Genomic DNA, 20453 nt, shown 5'->3' with positions numbered 1-20453 from the left:
TTTTAAGCGGGAGAATAGGAAAAAGGGAGAAAGGAAAAGGGAACTAAAAACTGAAAGAATAGCACGCAGATGACGCGGAAACACCGGATGACCACGGATTAAAACAAAGAGAACACCGAAAAGCACCGAAGAAAAGCATAAATTAGCCGCGAAGATACGCAAAGAATCACGAATGAAACAACCACCATCAAACATCAGACAACAACGGATGACCACGGATTAAAACAAATACACTCACCACTGAAAAGCACTGAAGGCACTGAAAACAACGAACAGAAAATAATCGAGTCCCATAGATACGCGAAGAAAACACCAATTGAACGATAATCAACCGGGACCACCAACAAGCCAGATTTTGGGACACATGATTGAGGGACACACGACACATGACCGTTTTAAACACTAACACTCTAACACGCCGTTACTTGAACACATGAACACTATAACACTTGAACACTAAATAATGCCCACATTCAAATACAAAGCGATGGACGAAGCCGGTACTGAGATGACCGGTGAATTCGAAGCCGAAAATGTTGCGGTGGCGTACGAATACATAGAAGATAGTCTGGATGCGATCCCGATTAAAGTGAAGGAGCAAAAGACCAATCCCGTCGACGATTTTCTTCAGCAACTCCAGGGAGTGAAGCGGCAGGAACTCATCAACTATACGGCCCAGCTTACCACACTTCTGAAAGCAGGGGTGCCTTTGCTCGGTGCGCTGGATGCCCTGCGGGAGCAGACCGACAACCCGGTGCTGAAAAAGGCCATCGAGCAAATTTATCGCGACGTGGAGGCCGGTTCCAGCTATTCGGATGCCATTGAGAAACACGACAAGATTTTCCCGCATTTGTATGTCAATACGGTGCGAGCCGGTGAGGCCGCCGGAAACCTGGATGTGGTGCTGGACAACCTGGTGAAGCAGCTGGAACGGGACGAGGAAACCCAAACGAAAATAAAAAGCGCGCTGCGGTATCCGCTTATCGTAATTGTGGGGATGATAGCGGCAATGGTTGTGTTGGTCACCTATGTGATACCGAAATTTGCCAGCCTGTTTGCCTCCGGGAACGCCGAACTGCCGCTGCCGACCCAGATCCTCATCGGACTGAGCGAGTTCTTTCAGGCCTATCTGCTCTATATACTCATCGGCGCAGCCGTATTTGGCTTCCTCTTTTACCGGTGGATTAATACGGATGCCGGCAGCAGAGCCTGGGACGGCATCAAACTGGAGCTGCCGCTGTTCGGCAAGATCATCCGGCTTATGTCAATCTCCCGGTTTGCATTTATCCTGGAGACGCTGAACAAGAGCGGCTTACCCATCCTGGAATCCCTGAGTATTTCCGGAAATACCGTCGGCAACAAGGTCATCGGAAGATCTATCGATCAGGTGGCCGACAACGTGGAGAAAGGGAAGGGTCTGGCTCTGCCGCTGAAGGAGACCAAACTCTTTCCGCCGCTGGTGATCCAGATGATTAAGGTGGGCGAGGAATCCGGGGCCCTGGACGAAATGCTCTCCAAGGTTGCCGCGCACTATGAATCCGAAATCGAGGAGATCACCGACAGCATTATGGCGGTTATCCAGCCGATTATTACGATATTCATGGGGGTGATGGTGATTATTATGGCGCTGGGTGTCTTTCTCCCCATGTGGGGCCTGATGGACGCCTTTCAGGGGGCGATGTGAGGAACGACAGTGAAGAAAGGGTAGGGTATAAGGTAAAGGTATAAAGGGCTTCGTCTCCCGCTTAAAGACCGCGAAGCGGGTTTAAGCGGGAGAAAAGGAAAAGGGAAAAAGGGAGAAAAGGAGAAAAAACTGTTTGTGGTTCGTGGTTGGTTGTGTGTTGTGGGAACGAATCGAAAATTTTCCGGAAGGGGAAAGCAAATGTTTTACCCGCCAGGTAGCTCTTCCTGGCGGGTAGCTCCTAGGCAAGCTAGCCACCTTCCGGGAAAAATAGCTACCCGGAAGGTGAAAACGCGGTTAAAGCCACAACTACCAACTATAACACAATAACACAATAACACTTTAACACATTAACACTGCCGTTGAATCTGTAACAAAATGAAACACAAGGAAACGCAACTGTTACATTCTAATGCAGATATTCGGGTACTCAGAACGAATATCCCCTTATCTCCCGGCATTTTAGAATTGGCATTATAATTGAAGTATTACATACATGAATTTGAAGGATAGAGGAGCTGATATGAACAGAAAAGGTTTTACCTTAATTGAGCTCACCATTGTGATTGTGATTCTGGGGATTCTGGCCGCGGTAGCTGTCCCGCGATTCACCGACCTTGCTGACGTTGCAAGATCCCGGGTATTCGAGGCAACCATGGGGAATTTTGCCAGCGCAATCAGTATTACCCATATGAAGGCCCGGGTGGACGAAGTGATGTCCGGGGAAATCCACATCGATGAAGACGGGATTGCAGATGCGTATGTAAACCAGTACGGTTATCCCCAGGATGCTGCCTCAGCCCAGGGCGGGAGTCAGCGGGCAGACGCCCAGGCGGCGGCTGCGGTATGGCGAACGGTGTTGTCGAGTGCACCCCAAATTCGCGCCGAAGGGGAACCGCAGGCGGAAGAGGACTGGGTGGCGTCTCAGAACGGTACCACCGTGGACGGGGCCCCGATTTACGAATATACCTATACGGCGCTTACGACCGGCGTAAACAGTTTTATCTATAATACCCAGACGGGTGTGATTCAACGGGTGACAGGTTAAATGAATAAGAACAAGAGAAAAAGGAGTACAACAATGCGTAACACAAAAGGTTTTACCCTCATCGAGTTGGTGATGGTCATCGTGATCCTTGGTATCCTGGCTGCAGTGGCCATACCCAGGTTTAGTGATTTGAGTACGAATGCAAGGACTTCATCCTTTAAAGGTGCAATTGGTGCTGTGAAAAGCTCAGTCGTATCACACCTTGGTAACACACAGGAGTACCCTGCAGTTGAAGCATTCACGACAGCTGATTCAATATTTACAAGTGACGATTTTAGCATTACAGATAGTGACCCATCTGGTTCCCTTGAATCAATTCCAGCGACTCCAACTTTTAGCACTGCGGGTGGTAATGCATCTGAGACGATGTATTTAATTGATGGCCCGACTGTAGCATCTGCTAATTATTATGTTACATTAAAATACGAACCCACTTCAGGTACAGTCTATGCACCAACAAATATGGAATAAATCCATATATAAGATACTACTATGGGGCGAATTATTGCAGTTCGCCCCGTTTGGTATTAAGGATATCGGGAGTTGAAAATACCGCTTTTCTGGGAGAATTATTAATAGTGGTGCGGAACGGTTTTACACTTATTGAACTCGTAATGGTGGTTCTGATTCTGGGGATAATGGCAGCCGTTGCTATTCCTAGATTTGTCGGACTCCAGGATTCTACCAAGGTAGCGCTGTTCAAGGGGGCAACGGGTTCACTGGTTTCGGGGCTTGGGACGGCATACGCGCTGAAGGGCGGTGAATATCCCACCCTCACCGAGTTAGTCGATAACTCCTATACCGCAAAAGACGGCGAAGAACAAAATATTATGGACGCCTCGGACTTCGAACTGTCTCAAACGAGTCCGGGCGCCGGAATCGAGGAGGTTGGTGCGGCGCCGGCAGATCCCGGAGAAGGATGGGAGGCAGTATATCTTTACTACCCCTCTGAAACCAACGCAGAATACTATACCCAAATTTGGTACAACGAAGACGAAGGACGATTAGAAGATGGGCTGTGAAAGAAGGTATAAGGGGTATAAGGGTATAGGGGTAGTGTCGTTTCATAATCTTAATCTTACTCCTAATCTTACTCGGTTTTGTTTAAAAGGAAAATGGAAAATGGAAAAGGGAAACAAGGAAGCTGCTGGTAGTAACCGCTTCAGCGGTTATTGGTACATAATGAAAAGCGACGAATGAAGAATGAAGGCTGTTCGGGTGGTTCGTTGTGTGAGCGTATCGAAAATTTTCCCGCGAGGGGAGAGCAAGGGCTTTACCCGCCAGGTAGCTCGGGCTACCTGGCGGGTAGCTTCTAAGTACTAGCCACCTTCCGGGAAAACCAGCTACCCGGAAGGTGAGTACGAGGGCTTTCTTCACACAGAAACTTGAACACCCAAACACTTGAACACTACCGTCATGGTTAACATCACCGAACTCTTAGAATTTACGAAAAAATCCGGGGCGTCGGATCTGCATCTCAACGCTGAAGCCCGGCCCATGTTGCGCGTCAACGGGGCGATGAAGAAGTTAAACCTGCCCGTCCTCTCGGCAAAAGAGATGCACGTGTTGACCTCGGATATTATGACTGAAGACCAGCAGAACCGGTTCGAGGAGAAGAAGGAGATCGATTTCTCCCGTGAACTGGGGAATGTCGGGCGGTTTCGGGTGAATGCATACTACCAGAACGGCGGCAAAGCGGCGGTCTTCAGGGCCATCGAAAATGAAATCAGGAGTTTTGAAGAATTAGGGTTGCCGGAAGTCGTTCGGTCCCTCTCAATGCGGCAAAAGGGAATGGTGCTGGTCACCGGCCCGACGGGTAGCGGCAAGTCCACAACCCTGGCGGCAATGGTGGATCATATCAATGAAACCAGGCCGTATCACATTATTACCATCGAAGATCCCATAGAATATATCCATGAGAGCAAGAACAGTCTGATTAGCCAGCGGGAGGTTGGTCGGGATACGCACAGCTTTGCGAATGCGCTACGCAGTTCACTGCGGGAGGATCCGGATGTGATACTGGTTGGGGAGCTCAGAGATCTTGAAACGATTCAGCTCGCCATTACTGCGGCGGAGACCGGCCACCTTGTCCTCGGAACCCTGCACACGGCATCGGTGGCAAAAACGGTCGCCCGGATAGTGGATGTGTTCCCCGCAAACCAGCAGGCGCAGATCCAGACCATGTTTGCGGATGCGGTGGAAGGGGTTATTGCGCAAAAACTGGTGGCGCAGAAGGACGGGAACGGCCGGGTCCCTGCGCTTGAAATACTGGTGGCAAATACCGCCATCCGGAGCCTGATCCGGGAAAAGAAAACCCACCAGATTCCCTCGACGCTGCAAACCCACGGATCGCTGGGCATGCAGACCATGGATCAGGCGTTAAAAAACCTCTATACGGATAACAGAATTGCCAAAGAAGTGTATGAGCAATACGGCGATGAAAGGGTATAAGGGTATAAGGGTATAAGGGTATAGGGGTATATGGGTATAAAGGTATAAGGGTATAGGGGTAGTGTCGTTTCATAATCTTAATCTTACTCCTACTCTTAATCGGTTTTGTTTAATAAGGAGATGGGAAAATGGAAAATGGAAAATGGAAACAAGGAAGCTGCTGGTAGTAACCGCTTCAGCGGTTATTGGTTCATAATGAATAGCGACGAATGGAGAATAAAAAGGGAAAAATGAAGACTGTTCGTGGTTGGTGGTTCGTTGTGGGCGCATATCGAAAGTTTTCCGGGAGGGGAGAGCAAGTGCTTTACCCGCCAGGTAGCTCGGTCTACCTGGCGGGTAGCTTCTAGGTAAGCTAGCCACCTTCCGGGAATAGCTGCCCGGAAGGGGAGAACGAGGGCGTTCTTCGCACATGAAACAGGGCTCTCTTGTGATACCAGTCACACAGGAACTTGAACACTTGCCCCGAAGGGATCCCTTTGGGAAACACCCGAACACTCTAACACTATGAAACATACAAAAACCTTGGAATGACAGCGGTTACAACGTATAATGAAGTACTAAAAACTAAGGCAAACTTGCGGCGATTATGAACCTGAATGAACTCATAAAAAAGATGGTCCAAAAGGATGCCTCCGACCTTTATATCACGGTTGGGGCCCCTCCGATGTACCGGATTGAGGGCGGAGTGTATGCCATGTCTCCGACCAAACTTACACCGGAGATGACCAAGGCTATTGCATACCAGTTCCTGAATGAGGAGCAAAAGGAGAAATTCGAGAAGGAAAACGAGATCGATCTCGCCTACTCCATCAGCGGCGTCGGCAGGTTGCGGCTGAATATTTACCGCCAGCGTGGTTCTATCGGTATTGTGATCCGGCATATCAAATCCAAGATTCAGACACTGGACCAATTGGGGATGCCGTCGATATTAAAAGAACTGGCCATGGCGAAGCGGGGGCTGATCCTGGTTACCGGCGCGACGGGCAGCGGAAAGTCCACCACCCTCGCCGCCATGATCGATGAACAGAATACCAACCGGACCTGCCACATCGTGACGGTGGAGGATCCGCTGGAATTTCTGCACTATCATAAAAAGAGCATCGTGACCCAGCGGGAAGTGGGCATGGATACGAAATCCTACCAGCGTGCGTTGAAAAGTGCGCTGCGCCAGGCGCCCGATGTTCTGTTGATCGGGGAAATACGGGATCAGGAAACCATGTCCTCCGCCCTAAAATTTGCGGAGACCGGGCATCTGGTGCTGTCGACCCTCCATTCGGTCAACACCAACCAGACCATGGAGCGGGTGATGAACTTTTTCCCGTCCGAGCAGCACAAGATGGTGCAGTTACAGCTGTCGCAGAACATGCGGGGGATTGTCTCCCAGCGATTGGTGGAGCGCAAGGACGAAGATGGACGAATTGCGGCCCTGGAAGTGATGCTGAATACTCCCAGAATTTCTGATCTGATTTACAAGGGAGAGTTCGATAAGATCAAGGAGACCATCGCGGCCGGTTCCCAGGAAGGGTTGCAGACGTTTGACCAATCGCTGTTCAAACTGTATCAACAGGGGGATATAGGCTATGAAGAAGCCCTCAGAAACGCCGACAGCGCCAACGATCTGAAGCTCCGGATCAAAATGGAGGCCGGGGGAGATAAAAAATCGGAAGAGACCGACAGCGACGAGAACATCGAACTGGCCATCGAGGACGATTGATGGATATCAAGAGTTCATACGATCTGTTAATCGGGTTACTGGTGGTCTGCGGCGTATTATTTACCTTTTTCCCCAAGGCGATGATCAAACTCAACCAGATAGGCAATATTGTTCTGTTCAGTGATGAAGACATCCTGAAACATCCCAAGGCCATGGGGATTATTTTGATATTTATTGGAATCGTGATCTTCGTGGATTTACTGGTGTTTTTATGAGACACAGACTGAATAAATCCGCTGGCTTTACGTTGATTGAACTCGTCATGGTGATAGTCGTACTTGGAATTCTCAGTGCGGCCGCGATCCCGAGAATCACCGGGGCCATTGAAAATGCCCGGATTCAATCCACCAAAAAGGAGCTGCAGACTATCAAAGATGCGATTATGGGCGATCCGGAATCGACTGTGGGTGGGCAGATTGCAGACAAAGGTTTTTACGGGGATAATGATGCGCTACCAGACGATTTAGAAGATTTAGTGTCCCCGCAGCCAACTTCAGGACCGGGTAGTGATACCTGGGACCCATTTACACAGTCAGGATGGAATGGCCCTTATATAAATCCCGAAGGTGATGACGACTGGAAAAAGGATGCCTGGGGGAATCCGTACGAAATTAGCACAACAAATGGGGGCTCAATAACTAGTGCGGGACCAGACGGCGAGATCAATCAAACTGATGATAATATAACCATTCAACTAAATGCGGGTTAAGCATTCAAGTATAACAAAAAAGGAAAACCCAGAAAGGGCCAAACGATGAAAAGGCTACCAAATATCATTTTATCTGGGAATCGAGGATTTACTCTTTTCCAACTTATTGGTGTATTAGTTGCAGTTGCTATTGTAGCAACTCTTGCTTTACAGGTTGTTGCAAAAAGTGTAGCAAAATCTAATTATACCATTGCTAAACAAGAAATGGTGGAAATTGGGTACGCAATTGCGGGGAATCCGCAAATTGCGGGTGAATGTGGATATGTTGGAGATGTCGGGGCTTTACCGTCTTCTTTGATGGATTTAATAAAGAAACCTGCCGATGTGTGTGATTCTTGGAATGGGCCTTACCTGGATGTCACTGAATATCCAAATAATCCTGAAAAAGCAATTAAAGATCCCTGGAATAATGAATATGGATATGATGATGGAACTGTAGTTGTGTATTCAAATGGTCCTAATGGCGTTGATACACTCCTCACTTACAAATTTGCGTCCTCAGAAGAGGATATTTTAAACAATGATATGACAATTTCATTTAATCGGGCCGGTTATACCCCATATGTATTGAGTGGTTGTGATACCGTGCCATTTACAAAAGTCAACAACACGGATAATCAATGGATAGCAGATGGATTAACAAAGTGTCCTGGCGATATTTTTTATATCGATTCAAATGGTGATAAACAGCCTATAACCGGGAATGAAAATATAGCATCTCAGTCTGAAACCAATTCGCCTGGTGTTGGAATTATCCAATATGTTAATTCCCCTGAATCCAAGAAAGCGGATGTATATGGTGGCAATAACCATATTGTTGATTATACAGCTGAAAATACGGGTGACGTATCTTTCCAAATTCGTCAAATGAGAATTACTTGGGAGTCTTTTGGGAATTATTGGGGGCCCTTTCAACCCAAATTAGCTTCTGCTACAGTTGAAGGTAATACCCTATTTAATCATGTTAATCAGGGTGAGGGAGCACGGCTCAATAGTGGTGGTATCATCCATTTTGGGTCAAATGAGCCGTTTACATTTACGCCAGGGCAGATGGATTTTACCTCCATGGTATTTCAGGACGTTGTCAAAGGAGATGTTTATAATGTTGATATGAGAGGTACCCGGTTCACAATAGACTATTGGCCAATTAATGCCGGGAAACAATCAATTGCCTTCGAGATTGGCAATTATGGGATACCTGGACAGATACAGTATGTTACTAATTCCTTAGTAACTGGTCCTGAAGAGCAAACCGGTGGAGAAGAGACCGATGAACCTCTCACAGATTACTTTATTTTAGTTGATGGTGATATAGATATTGCCGGAAACCATCACAATATTAACCCAGGGGATATCCACTCGAATAGTGATATCACCATAAACGGAAACACCCAGAGTACGTTCTGTGGAAATGTCACTGCCGTCGGTACCTTCTCATCACCCGGAAGGGATCCGGCATTTTGTAACAATACTCCGCAGGGTAACCAGGCAAACGTGGAACTACCTACAATGGGAGAACCGTGGAGTTATGATTCGAATGAAGTCAAAGTTGGGAATGAATCTGGGAATTACACCCTGTCCGGCAGCGCTCTTACCTTTGAGTATGACGTCATAAAGGTAAATAATGGCTCACTGACCATCAGCGATGCCACCATAAGCGGCAGCGTGATATTTGATGTTTCCGGTAATGTGAACGTTCGTGGGGATCTGCTGACTGCAAGTGAGGACGATGAGATAATCATCCTGGCCGGGGGGAATGTGACCACGAGCGGAGGTAATACTCACACCGTGAACGCTTCTATCCATGCTGATGGAGCTGCTCAAATCAGCGGGAATAGTCATACGTTTGAAAAGCTGATCTGGGTGGACGGAAGCGCCCAAATTTCAGGGAATTCGAACGTATTTAATGAAGGGTTCTGGGCCGGCGGAAGTATACAGTATACGAACACGTCGGGTTCCCTGACTGGCTTGCTCTGGAGCGGTGGTTCAACGCATATTGCAGCCAGTGATCACGATTTTGTCGGCGGAATCATAGCTGGCGGAGATTTGGATATCAGCGGATCTCGTCTCGGAAGTGGGTATAATTCTGAATATGTAGTATCACCAATTGATAATTCAAATGTGCCACAAGCCAAGGTGTACGAATTGGATTTTACCCTTAAAAATGGTGGTGAAACAAAGGTTTTCGTGAAAGAAATTTATTTTGATTGGCATGATAGTGAAGTGTATTTGACGGAAGCCGAGTTTGGTGGGGTTACTGTTTTTAACAGCGAAGCAAATGGAGGTGATAGATTGTCCAATAATAGTACCCTGACATTGGATTCTCCCCTTACATTTGGTCCAGGTAAAATTGCGCCCAATTTACTTCATGGATTCTATGATGCAAGTACAGGAGGTGACCCAGTTGATATGGAAGGCATTAGTGTTGAGGTTATCTTTAAAGACCCTTATGGAAACGAATATCCGATTGCTATTCCAGTCTCTGGATTGACAAGTTAAATAATGCGCTAAGGCACTGGTGGTTTGAATTTCTACTATTGAAACCTGAAAAATATTTCGTAAAAGGAATATTAGGAGGAAAATAGTTAAAGCTTCAGTAAAGCCGAGTAAAAGGAGCAAGGATTAAGAGCACATTAAAAAGTTTGTTGCAGGCTGAGAATGGATTCTCACTGCTAGAACTTGTCTTGGTAATAATAATCATAGGTATCCTTACAGCTGTTGGTGTTAGGTCATTAAATAGGTCGTTGGATAATCGCAAATTCCTTGGAACTCAACAGGAAATGCAGGTGATTCGAACAGCGATAGTTGGTGACCCGGATCTGCGGGATGGAGGAGTACGCACTTACTTTGGATATGTAGGGGATATGGGTAAATTGCCAGATACTCTTGGACAGTTAGTTGAAAATTATGAAAATTCACCTAATTGGGGTGGGCCATATTTAGAGATAGATTTTGCTGATGATCCCAATTCATACAAATACGATGCGTATGGAGAACGATATGAATATTATCCAGACCCTCCTGATAGAACAACGCCTTACATTTATAGCCCAGGAGGCAATTTCTCTATTAATATAGCATCTTCAAGAGATGCAATATTAAATAATACTGTTGAAGTTCGTTTGTTCGACCAAAATGGAGTCGTAATAATACCCAGTGAGGTTCCAGCGAGCAATATCTCAATACCAGGTGTACCAGATCCCAGTTGGGTTTCTGCTGACAAATTGTATAAGTTTAATAACAATGTACCAATTGGGAACCGAGAGATTGACATTGATGCAAGCTCACTTGGTATTACAAAAACGGAACCTGTATCCGTCGATTTAAATGATGACATAAGGATGAACATTACCCTGGAACCGAATTATGGAGAATTACAGTTGTCAGGAACTGCACCGACTACACAATGGGCAAATTCATCTGATCCAGAAATTGTTAGTTTCACTGTCTCTAATACTGGTGTACCACCCTACATAATTGAACGAATGACCGTAAATTGGTCCTCTTCGGCGAATGGAGATTGTTGGAACGGAGAGACTCCATATTTAGGTTCAGTGCAGTTATCCGGTGGTAGTACAGAATATTGGGATTGGGATAATCCTCCTGATAGAACCTCCAGGGTTGGCTCAGGGAGTCAAATTGTCCTAGATAATACCATAACTATTGATAGTACGAATTCTCCCTTTACCCTTGAGATGCATTTTGCTGATGACATAGGTAGTGGTGGTGGGGAGTTAAATATGTCCGGAACGACCTTTGAGGTTGAACTTGATCCGATGAAAGGGCCAACGCAACGAATAACTTTCGATATAGCACGCAGCTGTAGTGCCCCAAATATATCGCGAATAGGCACATACAGCGTCACTGGTTCGAACATTGCAGTAACTATTGATAATGAAGGTACTCTTGGCGCGAGAATAAATGCGATGACCGTGACTTGGTCGGGCGGAAGTGGTAATCTTTTACAGCAAATTGTGAATACTACCGGTTCAACTAATGTTACCTACTATAATGACGATGGACGCGCAAGTGGTGATAAAGTATATCTTAATAATACTTATTTACTCCCGGGTAGTCCTAACCAAAATTTTCAATTTCAATTTAATAACGATATGACCTCACCAGTCGTCACTGCCTTTCAGGTAAAATTTCATTTTACTGATGGCAGTGCACAAACTGTCGTTTTCTAAACTATGTATCTCGCATTCATTATTATTGGCGCGCTCTGCATCCTGTTCGGGATCATCTTTCTCGTTGCGCCTGAATTACTTATCAGGCTGAATGAGAAATCCCGCCGGGTAGTGACCACGGACAGCTTTGCCATCAGAAACCACCGGGTGGTCGGGATTATCTTTCTAATCATTGCGGTGGTTTTTCTGTATTTGCGTCTCACCATGTAAATCCGTTATAATCTCACATGGAACGAAATAAGCGATTTATGAAGATGGCCCTCCGGGAGGCGGAAAATGCTTTCCGGGAGGGAGAAGTCCCGGTCGGGGCGGTGGTTGTCTCCCCGAAGGGGGATGTCCTGGGCAAAGGATATAACCAGCGGGAGCAGATGAACGATCCGACTGCACACGCCGAAATGCTTGCAATCTCCGCGGCGGCAAACACCCTGCAGGACTGGCGGCTGGAGAACTGTCTGCTGTATGTGACCCTGGAGCCGTGCCCCATGTGTGCCGGCGCCATCGTGAACGCCCGCATCGAAACGGTGATCTACGGAACTGTGGACGAAACAGCCGGCGCGTGCGGTTCCCGTTTCGAGATCTGCGGCCAGCCGGTAATGAACCACAAAACCAGCGTTGTTTCCGGGGTGTTGGAAGAGCAATGCCGACAGCTCCTGTCCGAGTTTTTTACCCAATCCCGAAATCCGTCGCCACCAAGATTTACGTAATTCCGTATCCGGTCGAAGAATGGGTATAGGGGTATAAGGTATTAGTGACCGGAGATCGGAATACAACAACCGATAACCAACTAACTACGAACAATACTCCTTTAAAAGGGAACTACCACCATTCCCGGGCTTTTAGGTTGAGGATGTGAGACGCGCGACTCGTGACGATTTTAACAATAGCACTCTAACCCATTAACACTTCTGAAACTAGAACACCTGAATACTTTACTACAGATTTTCTTGCGGAGAGGGAGGGATTCGAACCCCCGGTCCGTCAAAGACGGACACCGCATTTCGAGTGCGGCACATTCAACCAGACTCTGACACCTCTCCGTGCAACTCAAATATAACACCACCGGGTATCAGTCCAAAGTGGATTTCCGGCACACCTTTGAAAAGCCGGGGAAATCAGAATGACTAGTCCGGGGCTTTTCCAACGGGCTCCCTGCGGGGCAGGTGTTCAAGTAACGGCGTGTTATTGTGCTCTCGTTGGTAGTCGCGGCTTTAGCCGCGTTTTCACCTTCCGGGTAGCTATTTTTCCCGGAAGGTGGCTAGCTTACCTAGGAGCTACCCGCCAGGAAAAACCGAGTTACCTGGCGGGTAAAACATTTGCTTTCCCCTTCCGGAATGCTCCCGATTCGCTCCTACAACACACCACCAACCACTTACAATCCCGGGAGGGGGCCCTTTGGGGCGAACAGTGTCCATTTGTCCTTCAAAACCAAAAACCGCTAAAGCGGTGACTACCAACAGCTTCTCCGGTCTCCATTCTCCATGGCAATCTCCGCTTAAACCCGCTTCGCGGTCTTGAAGTGGGAGACTCAGCTCCTATACCCTCCCGTTTTCTTTTTCCAGGTCTCCCTTTTTCATTTTTTATTACGGGAGGGAGTGAACAAAATTCAATCTTCATTCTTCAATCAAGGCGAGGAAGGTCACTTGGAGAGTGGCTATTGGATCATTGCTTCTGCCTTTTTAGAGGTTTTATCATCCCCCTGTCCCCCTTTAAAGGGGGAACGGGTTTGTGTCGCGGTTGCGGAAAATTATAAAGTTTGCTGCGACTGCTCCATTGGCCTCTGACTCCTGTCACAACACACAACCAACCACGAACCACTAACAGTTTTCATTCTTCACTTTTCAATCTGAAAACCGCTGAAGCGGTTACGACCAACAGGTTTTCCTTTTCCCTTTCTCCCCCGCTTAAACCCACTTCGCGGTCTTGAAGCGGGAGACTCAGCCCCTATACCCTTATACCATATACCTTATACCCGTTTTCTCTTTTCCTTTCTCCTTTTTTCCTTCTTCGATCGAGAAACCTGCCCCAGTCAATTGGACTTTGATAATTCATTTGGCCAAGCCCTTATTGCCTTGACTGCACCGGAGTCCATACATAAATTCTCCTCTATTTATGGAGACACTGGATATAGACCGGAAGTTGCGCCTCAAGGATATAAAGGCGACGGTGGCCGACGAGATGGATACCTTTCAGGAGGCCTTCTCTGAGTCCATGAAATCCCGCGTTTTTCTTATCAATAAAGTTGCCGGTTACCTGATTAAACAGCGAAGCAAGAAAATTCGGCCGATGCTGGTCATCCTGGCGTCAAAGCTTTGCGGTGAACCGAATAAAAATACCTACCAGGCCGCGGTGCTGGTCGAGCTGATTCATACCGCCACCTTGATTCACGATGATGTGGTGGACGGGGCAGAACTACGGCGCGGTATTCCGAGTATCAATGCCGTCTGGAAGAACAAAATTTCTGTTCTTATGGGCGACTATCTGTTCAGCAAATCCCTGATCAACATGATTAAACTCAAGGATTTTGAGGCGCTCGAACTTTTATCCGACACTGCCGAACGCCTGAGTAGCGGGGAAATCCTCCAGATCGAAAAGGCACGCAGCGACGGTATGGATGAAGATGTCTATTACGAGATGATCCGGGATAAAACTGCCTCGCTGATTTCGGCAGCCTGTAAGCTTGGCGCCATTACCGTTGGCAGCAACACTGACAAAGCAGAAGCACTGGCGGAATACGGTGAAAACCTGGGCATCGCCTTCCAGATTAAAGATGACCTGTTCGAATTCGTCGGTAAGAAAAGTATCATCGGCAAACCGGTGGGGCAGGACGTGAAGGAAAATATGATTACCCTGCCGTTGTTGCACACGGTCGAAAAATTGCCTGATAAAGAATCCAGGAAAATTCTGAAGACCATGAAGCGCGGCGCCAAATCCAAGCAGGTCAAAGAGATCGTCCGAAAGGTTGCCAACAACGGCGGTGTTTCCTATGCCAGAGAAAGGCTCCGGGAGTACACTGAAGCTGCGATCGACGCGTTGGAAATCTTTCCGGATGGACAATACAAACAGGCCCTGATCGACTTCGCCGAATTCAACATGATCCGGGAAAAGTAACCTATTTTTCCGGCCATGTATGGACACGATTACACCATCTTCGCTCAATCGGATTTTACTTATTCGCCTCAGCTCCATTGGGGACATTGTACTGACCACCCCGGTGCTGCGGACCCTGCACAAAAAGTATCCTGACCTCAAAATCGATTTTCTCATCAAGGAGCAGTTCCGTGATCTCATTGCCTATCATCCGGCGGTGGATAACACCATTACTATCCCCAGTGATTTCTCTTTCCGGGATCTCCTGAACTTTCGCCGGGACGTTCAGTACAGCGGGAAATTCGACGCAATTGTCGACCTGCACGATAATCTGCGGAGTCAGGTGTTGACCTTCCGGAGCAAAATCCCGTATACGCGATATGACAAGCAGCGGTTTTACCGGTGGCTCTATGTGTACTGGAAAATCAGGACGCCGGCTGTGGAAAAATACATCACGGAACGCTATTTCGAGGCGGTAGAACCATTCGGCGTGGAAGATGACGGGGAAGGACTGGATTTCTGTTTCCCGGAGAATTTTGGTTTCAGCGATCCGGGTATTGCCAACGAGGTGGACGCCTTCCGCCGGGCGGACAATCCGGTGACCGTTGCACCGGGCGCAGCCTGGGCAACGAAAAAATGGCCGCCGGAGCGGTTCGGGAATGTGATTCAACAACTTATCACGAATTATAACGCCACCGTGGCGCTATTGGGCGGACCGGCGGAAACGGACTTAGCAGAGCAAGTGATCAGCCATGTCAGCGAATCCCATCGGGTTTTTAACTTCATTGGAAAAACCACCTTGCTGGAATCCGCAAAGATTATCCAACATGCTGACCTGCATCTGGCGAATGATTCAGGCATGACGCATATCGCAACCGCGTTTCGAAACAAAGTACTGCTGATTCTGGGGTCGACGGCGATGCCAATTGTATTTTATCCGAAATATACGCAATTTGAGACGGTTGCTGACACAAATCTGAGTTGCCGCCCGTGTACACACATGGGAAGAAAACGATGTCCGCTGGGGCATTTTCGATGTATGAAAAATATTGATGAATCGCAGGTACTTGATGCCTACAGCCGGCTCACGGGGGAAGCATGACAGTTTTTTGGTTTTTGGTGTACAATATATTTGCCGTCCCGATTCAGTATCTGATTTTTCATATCGTTGCCCCGTTTAACGCCAAGGTCCGGCGGGGAATAATCGGCCGCAGACGCCTAAAACAAACGTTGAAAGAGTTTAATGCTTCCCGGGATCGTGGTGCGAACTGCTATGTCGTCCATTGTGCATCTCACGGCGAATATGAGATGGCGAAGCCGGTCATCGAAGAAATTAAACGCCTGGAGCCGGAGACGGTTATTATACTCACCTTTTTTTCGCCCTCGGGATATGAGCAGGTCAAGGAGAATTCGCCGGCAGATTTAGTGACGTATTTACCCTTCGATTCCGGGCGGAGTGTCGCCGATTTTCTTAATCTGATAAATCCGGATAAACTCATCCTGACCAGCTACGAGATATGGCCCAATTTAATCTGGATTGCGTCCCGGTTCGGCATTGATGTATATCTGACGTCGGCCCGTTTGAGCGGTACCAGCAAAAAATTACTACCGGTCATTCGTTCATTCTATAAAACCGTCTACGGGAGCATCCCTTACATTTATCCTATTACCATTGAGGATGCGAAAATCCTGCGTGATCTGACCGACAACCACAACATCAATACCTTTGGTAACACCCGGTATGATCGGGTGCTGGAACGAGCGAATAACGCCTCGGACCAGACGGGATTACCGGATTCTTTTCAGCATTCACCAACACTGATTTGCGGTAGTATCTGGCCGCCGGACAACCGGGTTGTCCTGCCTGCATTTACCTCGCTGTTAGGTGAATTCGAAAATTTAAAACTCGTCCTGGCCCCGCATGAAACTTCAGAGGATCATATTGAAGAACTGTGTAACTGGTGCGATAAGAACAATTTTTTATACACGGTGTACAGTAACATGAATGGGACAGAGGCTCGGGTGTTAATTGTTGATGAGATTGGAATGCTTGCCGAACTCTACCATGATGGCGATGTGGCATTCGTCGGCGGTGGATTTAATGGTTCTGTGCACAATGTCATGGAGCCAGCTGTCGCCCGGTGTGCGGTGCTGTTTGGCCCGGATCACCAAAACTCTGATGAAGCCACTCAGCTGATACGGGAAAACGGTGGAAAAGCGGTGGCTTCGACTGATCAATTTCGGAAGATAGTTCGCAGGATGCTTTCCGACGAGTCAGAGCTACAAAAGATGCAGGATGCCGCCTACAAAGTTATTGAAAGTAACGCCGGGGCCACCCAAAAGACGGTCAGTCACATACTCCAGCACCAGTCGTAAACTAATGGGTAAGATAGCCTGTACACATATCGATTATCGCCCGGAGAAGTCAGCGTCCTACGTTTTCACTGATTTCTCCATAGAGTTGGGTACCGATGAATGCACCGTGCTCCTGGGGGAGAGTGGCACCGGGAAGACGACCCTCGGTCTGCTGCTTGCCGGCGCAGTGCAACCCGAAAACGGGAAGATGACGTTTGAGGGCCAGCCACTTCATACCCGGACAAAGAAAATCGGATTCCTGCATCAGAATCCGGAAAATCAGGTTTTCGGTACTACGGTTGAGCGAGACATTGCTTACGGTTTAGAAAACGAAGATGTCCCGGTAGCCCGGATGCGGAAGAAGGTAAACTGGGCATTGAATCTGTTGGGATTACGGGAGTTACGGGAACGTCCGGTGCAGTCGCTCTCCGGAGGAGAAATGCAGCGCACGGCTCTGGCCGGGCTCCTGGTGATGGACTACGATTATCTTGTCCTGGATGAACCAACATCGTATTTGGATTATCCCTCGCAGCGGACCCTGTTTGAGCATCTTGGGCATTTACAATCGCTGGGAATCGGGCTGCTCTGGATCACCCAGTATCCGGCAGAAGAACGCCTGGGTGACCGCGTAATAGAATTCGGGGAAAATGAAATCCTTCGGGATACTACTCCGGCCCTCAACAGCGAGTACAAATATACTTTTTCAGGTTCAGAAAATAGGTCCCGACACACGACCCCGGAATTAGGACAATCAATTATATCAATTACTGATGCCGAATATTCGTATCCGGAGCAATCGGAACAAAAGCCGTTTTATTTACAGATCCCGAACTATAGTCTCAGAGAAGGGGAATATCAGGGATGGTACGGCTATTCAGGCACGGGAAAATCAACACTGGCGAAACTCATTGCCGGAATTGAATTGTTTGATAGCGGCACCATTGAGATGCACCCCTCGCCGAATGAGATAGTCTATGTACCCCAGTTCGCAGAGCGGATGCTGTACAGCGGTACTCTGGAGCAGACGGTGCAGATGTTACGGTTTCGACCCGGGACGAGTCCTGCGAAGTATGGTAAACGCCTCGATGGTTTTCTGATAAAAATGGGTCTGGAAGCCCAAAATGTAAGAGAGCGACCGGTATGGAGTTTTAGTGGGGGCGAACAGCGACGCATGGTTTTGGCAGTGGCGTTAGCACTGCAACCGGTAGTCCTGATCCTGGATGAACCGACGATTGGAATAAGTCCCGGCGACCGGAAAAAAATTGATCACGTGTTCATAACTCACGAAATTCCAACGGTTGTCTGCATTTCGCACGAATACGATTTTTTGCGACGGATGACTGACCGGGCGGTCTTTTTTTCTGATGGCACAATTGTCGGGCCGCAATCCTGGGATACCCTGGAGGCGCAATTTCAGTCGAATTTCGGGAATATTCTGTATAAAAAACCAATTCAAACCGTAAATGAAGTTTCGAGCTCATGACTGACCGACAGCCGAGAATTTTTACCGCCCCCAATTTGTTGAGCGTTTCCAGGGCATTTTTATTAATCCCTATTCTGATATGTCTGAAACATGACCATATCCTCGGCGCATTCCTGCTAATGGGGATTGGTGCGGTAACGGACTTTCTGGACGGTTTCGTGGCCAGGCGCTCCAAGGTGGTCTCTTCTTTTGGAAAGGTGCTCGATCCGGTATCAGACAAAATCGCCATCGGAAGTCTGATGGTGTATTTAGTCGCCTTCGAAGGGCTCCCGTGGTGGTTTTTAGCGACGCTGGTTGGCCGGGATCTCTCTATCATTGCCAGCGCCGCCTTCTTGATGAGTGCTCACAAAAAGGCGTTCCAGGCCAATTTTTCAGGAAAAGTGAGTATTAACCTCATTGCGTTGACTATCATTTTATACCTGCTCAACTGGATGCCATACAAAAATTATGCGATGTGGGCGGCCTATGTCGTAATGGTCCTCTCATGGGTTCGGTATCTCCGGGTCTACTTTATTTATTTGAAGATTCACATTCGAAGGAAGAAAGGAAGTCAAACATATGCGTAGCGCATTTCAGAAATTAAAATCCGGGTTAAAAAAAACCCATGAGAGTGTGGTGGGGAAGATATCGGATGTTTTCTCCGGGAGAACCTCGCTTGACGATGACCTGCTGGATGATCTGGAAGAAATTCTCATAGAAGCGGACCTCGGCGTGGACGCCACCATGCGGTTGCTGGATGACCTGCGGGATCGGGCAAAGGAACTGGACGAAATAGATATGGAAGCCCTGGAACACGTCCTCCAGGACGAAATTAAGCTCCTGCTGCCCAATGGGAAAATGGCAGAGGAGACCGCTATAAGGCAAAAGCCACATGTAATCATGGTCGTCGGTGTGAACGGATCCGGAAAAACCACCACAATCGGAAAGCTTGCCCATCGATTGAAAAACGAAGGCAAGTCGGTCCTGATTGGCGCCGCGGACACATTCCGTGCGGCAGCCATGGAACAGCTGGAAGATTGGGCAGGCCAGGCGCAGGTGGATATCATCGCCAACAAACAGGCCAAAGATCCTGCCTCGGTGGCATTTGATGCGGCGGCAGCGGCGAATTCCAGAGAGGTGGATGTGCTCATCGTTGATACTGCTGGCCGGTTACACACCCAGGGTAACCTGATGGAGGAATTACAAAAAATTCACAGGGTGCTTGGTAAACAGATTCAGGATGCGCCACACGAAGTCCTGCTGGTGCTGGACGCCACCACCGGACAGAACGCCATCATGCAGGCACGCCAGTTCAACAAGGCGGTTGAGACCACAGGGATTGCACTGACCAAGCTGGACGGAACCGCGAAGGGCGGCGTTGTGGTGGCTATTAACAGGGAGCTGGACATCCCGGTGAAGTACATCGGTATCGGGGAAGGGATCGATGACCTCCAGCCGTTCGACCCTGAGCAGTTCGCCGAAGCCCTGTTTTATTGATACAGTAAACTGAAGTGTTCGGGTGTTCAGGTGTTCAAGTATACAAATAAAACGTGAGATACATAGTGAATAGCCAGAGCGTTGCCCGCTCTCGTTGGTAGTTCTCACTTTAGAAAAATCTTTAATCAAAGAATTCCCCGACGCTTGCGTCGCGGGTGATTGTTGGTAGTTGTTGCCAAAGAAATTCCGGTGGTAAAACCACAAAATTGGCTCAATACCTCGTTGCTCTGCTGCGAGGATAGTCAATTTTGAGGAATTT

At 48.0% G+C, this 20453-nt stretch carries 18 protein-coding genes and 1 tRNA gene; 18 read left to right on the top strand and 1 reads right to left on the bottom strand.

Going from position 1 to position 20453, the window contains the following annotated elements:
• The first annotated feature begins 463 nt into the window (after window positions 1–463).
• The 12 genes from K9N57_16610 to tadA all read left to right on the top strand — a co-directional run bounded on the left by K9N57_16610 (window position 464) and on the right by tadA (window position 12497).
• Window positions 464–1684, top strand: coding sequence for a type II secretion system F family protein (locus K9N57_16610; protein MCF7805806.1), 1221 nt, complete (start codon window positions 464–466; stop codon window positions 1682–1684).
• Between the two features lie 520 nt (window positions 1685–2204).
• The gene (locus K9N57_16605) at window positions 2205–2729 is read left to right on the top strand and encodes a prepilin-type N-terminal cleavage/methylation domain-containing protein (GenBank protein MCF7805805.1); all 525 of its coding nucleotides are present in this window, start codon (window positions 2205–2207) and stop codon (window positions 2727–2729) included.
• Window positions 2730–2762: 33 nt separating this feature from the next.
• Window positions 2763–3200 carry a type II secretion system protein gene (locus K9N57_16600; protein ID MCF7805804.1) on the top strand — a complete coding sequence of 146 codons (438 nt, stop codon included), beginning with the start codon at window positions 2763–2765 and terminating at the stop codon, window positions 3198–3200.
• A gap of 110 nt (window positions 3201–3310) precedes the next feature.
• Complete coding sequence (locus tag K9N57_16595) at window positions 3311–3751, top strand: type II secretion system GspH family protein (GenBank protein MCF7805803.1); 441 nt, start codon at window positions 3311–3313, stop codon at window positions 3749–3751.
• Between the two features lie 394 nt (window positions 3752–4145).
• Window positions 4146–5180, top strand: coding sequence for a type IV pilus twitching motility protein PilT (locus K9N57_16590; GenBank protein MCF7805802.1), 1035 nt, complete (start codon window positions 4146–4148; stop codon window positions 5178–5180).
• A gap of 586 nt (window positions 5181–5766) precedes the next feature.
• Entirely contained in the window at window positions 5767–6894 is a 1128-nt protein-coding gene (locus tag K9N57_16585) for a PilT/PilU family type 4a pilus ATPase (protein MCF7805801.1), read from the top strand.
• Complete coding sequence (locus K9N57_16580; protein MCF7805800.1) at window positions 6894–7109, top strand: hypothetical protein; 216 nt, start codon at window positions 6894–6896, stop codon at window positions 7107–7109. The genes K9N57_16585 and K9N57_16580 overlap by 1 nt, the downstream gene beginning before the upstream one ends.
• On the top strand, window positions 7106–7603 hold the full coding sequence (locus K9N57_16575) for a prepilin-type N-terminal cleavage/methylation domain-containing protein (protein MCF7805799.1): 498 nt from the start codon (window positions 7106–7108) through the stop codon (window positions 7601–7603). Before K9N57_16580 ends, K9N57_16575 begins: the two co-directional genes overlap by 4 nt.
• Window positions 7604–7648: 45 nt before the next feature.
• Complete coding sequence (locus K9N57_16570; GenBank protein ID MCF7805798.1) at window positions 7649–10102, top strand: type II secretion system protein GspG; 2454 nt, start codon at window positions 7649–7651, stop codon at window positions 10100–10102.
• A gap of 143 nt (window positions 10103–10245) precedes the next feature.
• Window positions 10246–11793, top strand: coding sequence for a type II secretion system protein GspG (locus K9N57_16565; protein ID MCF7805797.1), 1548 nt, complete (start codon window positions 10246–10248; stop codon window positions 11791–11793).
• Between the two features lie 3 nt (window positions 11794–11796).
• Window positions 11797–12003, top strand: a complete 207-nt coding sequence (locus tag K9N57_16560) for a hypothetical protein (protein MCF7805796.1) — start codon at window positions 11797–11799, stop codon at window positions 12001–12003.
• A 17-nt stretch (window positions 12004–12020) separates the two neighbouring features.
• Complete coding sequence (gene tadA, locus K9N57_16555; GenBank protein ID MCF7805795.1) at window positions 12021–12497, top strand: tRNA adenosine(34) deaminase TadA; 477 nt, start codon at window positions 12021–12023, stop codon at window positions 12495–12497.
• Window positions 12498–12740: 243 nt separating this feature from the next.
• On the opposite strand, the gene K9N57_16550 is transcribed toward tadA, so the two are convergent.
• A tRNA-Ser gene (locus K9N57_16550) sits at window positions 12741–12830 on the bottom strand.
• Between the two features lie 1072 nt (window positions 12831–13902).
• Here K9N57_16550 and K9N57_16545 point away from each other — a divergent pair.
• The 6 genes from K9N57_16545 to ftsY are packed head-to-tail and all read left to right on the top strand — an operon-like array spanning window position 13903 to window position 20194.
• Window positions 13903–14901, top strand: a complete 999-nt coding sequence (locus K9N57_16545) for a polyprenyl synthetase family protein (protein ID MCF7805794.1) — start codon at window positions 13903–13905, stop codon at window positions 14899–14901.
• A gap of 19 nt (window positions 14902–14920) precedes the next feature.
• Window positions 14921–15982: a glycosyltransferase family 9 protein gene (locus K9N57_16540; protein ID MCF7805793.1), complete on the top strand. Its 1062-nt coding sequence runs from the start codon at window positions 14921–14923 to the stop codon at window positions 15980–15982.
• On the top strand, window positions 15979–17256 hold the full coding sequence (locus K9N57_16535) for a hypothetical protein (protein ID MCF7805792.1): 1278 nt from the start codon (window positions 15979–15981) through the stop codon (window positions 17254–17256). Before K9N57_16540 ends, K9N57_16535 begins: the two co-directional genes overlap by 4 nt.
• A gap of 4 nt (window positions 17257–17260) precedes the next feature.
• On the top strand, window positions 17261–18718 hold the full coding sequence (locus tag K9N57_16530) for an ATP-binding cassette domain-containing protein (protein MCF7805791.1): 1458 nt from the start codon (window positions 17261–17263) through the stop codon (window positions 18716–18718).
• Window positions 18715–19284: a CDP-alcohol phosphatidyltransferase family protein gene (locus tag K9N57_16525; GenBank protein ID MCF7805790.1), complete on the top strand. Its 570-nt coding sequence runs from the start codon at window positions 18715–18717 to the stop codon at window positions 19282–19284. Before K9N57_16530 ends, K9N57_16525 begins: the two co-directional genes overlap by 4 nt.
• A complete protein-coding gene (gene ftsY / locus K9N57_16520) occupies window positions 19277–20194 on the top strand; it encodes a signal recognition particle-docking protein FtsY (protein MCF7805789.1) in 918 nt (305 codons plus the stop codon). The genes K9N57_16525 and ftsY overlap by 8 nt, the downstream gene beginning before the upstream one ends.
• The last annotated feature ends 259 nt before the right edge of the window (window positions 20195–20453 follow it).

Source organism: Candidatus Neomarinimicrobiota bacterium, assembly GCA_021734025.1.
GTDB lineage: Bacteria > Fidelibacterota > JAANXI01 > JAANXI01 > JAANXI01 > JAANXI01.
This window is presented reverse-complemented; position numbering and strand designations above follow the sequence as displayed.

Coding starts and splice junctions, on each gene's coding strand:
- ftsY (MCF7805789.1), top strand. CDS start 19,277: ATGCGTAGCGCATTTCAGAAATTAAAATCCGGGTTAAAAAAAACCCAT.
- K9N57_16525 (MCF7805790.1), top strand. CDS start 18,715: ATGACTGACCGACAGCCGAGAATTTTTACCGCCCCCAATTTGTTGAGC.
- K9N57_16600 (MCF7805804.1), top strand. CDS start 2,763: ATGCGTAACACAAAAGGTTTTACCCTCATCGAGTTGGTGATGGTCATC.
- K9N57_16560 (MCF7805796.1), top strand. CDS start 11,797: ATGTATCTCGCATTCATTATTATTGGCGCGCTCTGCATCCTGTTCGGG.
- tadA (MCF7805795.1), top strand. CDS start 12,021: ATGGAACGAAATAAGCGATTTATGAAGATGGCCCTCCGGGAGGCGGAA.
- K9N57_16575 (MCF7805799.1), top strand. CDS start 7,106: ATGAGACACAGACTGAATAAATCCGCTGGCTTTACGTTGATTGAACTC.
- K9N57_16530 (MCF7805791.1), top strand. CDS start 17,261: ATGGGTAAGATAGCCTGTACACATATCGATTATCGCCCGGAGAAGTCA.
- K9N57_16610 (MCF7805806.1), top strand. CDS start 464: ATGCCCACATTCAAATACAAAGCGATGGACGAAGCCGGTACTGAGATG.
- K9N57_16570 (MCF7805798.1), top strand. CDS start 7,649: ATGAAAAGGCTACCAAATATCATTTTATCTGGGAATCGAGGATTTACT.
- K9N57_16590 (MCF7805802.1), top strand. CDS start 4,146: ATGGTTAACATCACCGAACTCTTAGAATTTACGAAAAAATCCGGGGCG.
- K9N57_16540 (MCF7805793.1), top strand. CDS start 14,921: ATGGACACGATTACACCATCTTCGCTCAATCGGATTTTACTTATTCGC.
- K9N57_16580 (MCF7805800.1), top strand. CDS start 6,894: ATGGATATCAAGAGTTCATACGATCTGTTAATCGGGTTACTGGTGGTC.
- K9N57_16545 (MCF7805794.1), top strand. CDS start 13,903: ATGGAGACACTGGATATAGACCGGAAGTTGCGCCTCAAGGATATAAAG.
- K9N57_16585 (MCF7805801.1), top strand. CDS start 5,767: ATGAACCTGAATGAACTCATAAAAAAGATGGTCCAAAAGGATGCCTCC.
- K9N57_16605 (MCF7805805.1), top strand. CDS start 2,205: ATGAACAGAAAAGGTTTTACCTTAATTGAGCTCACCATTGTGATTGTG.
- K9N57_16535 (MCF7805792.1), top strand. CDS start 15,979: ATGACAGTTTTTTGGTTTTTGGTGTACAATATATTTGCCGTCCCGATT.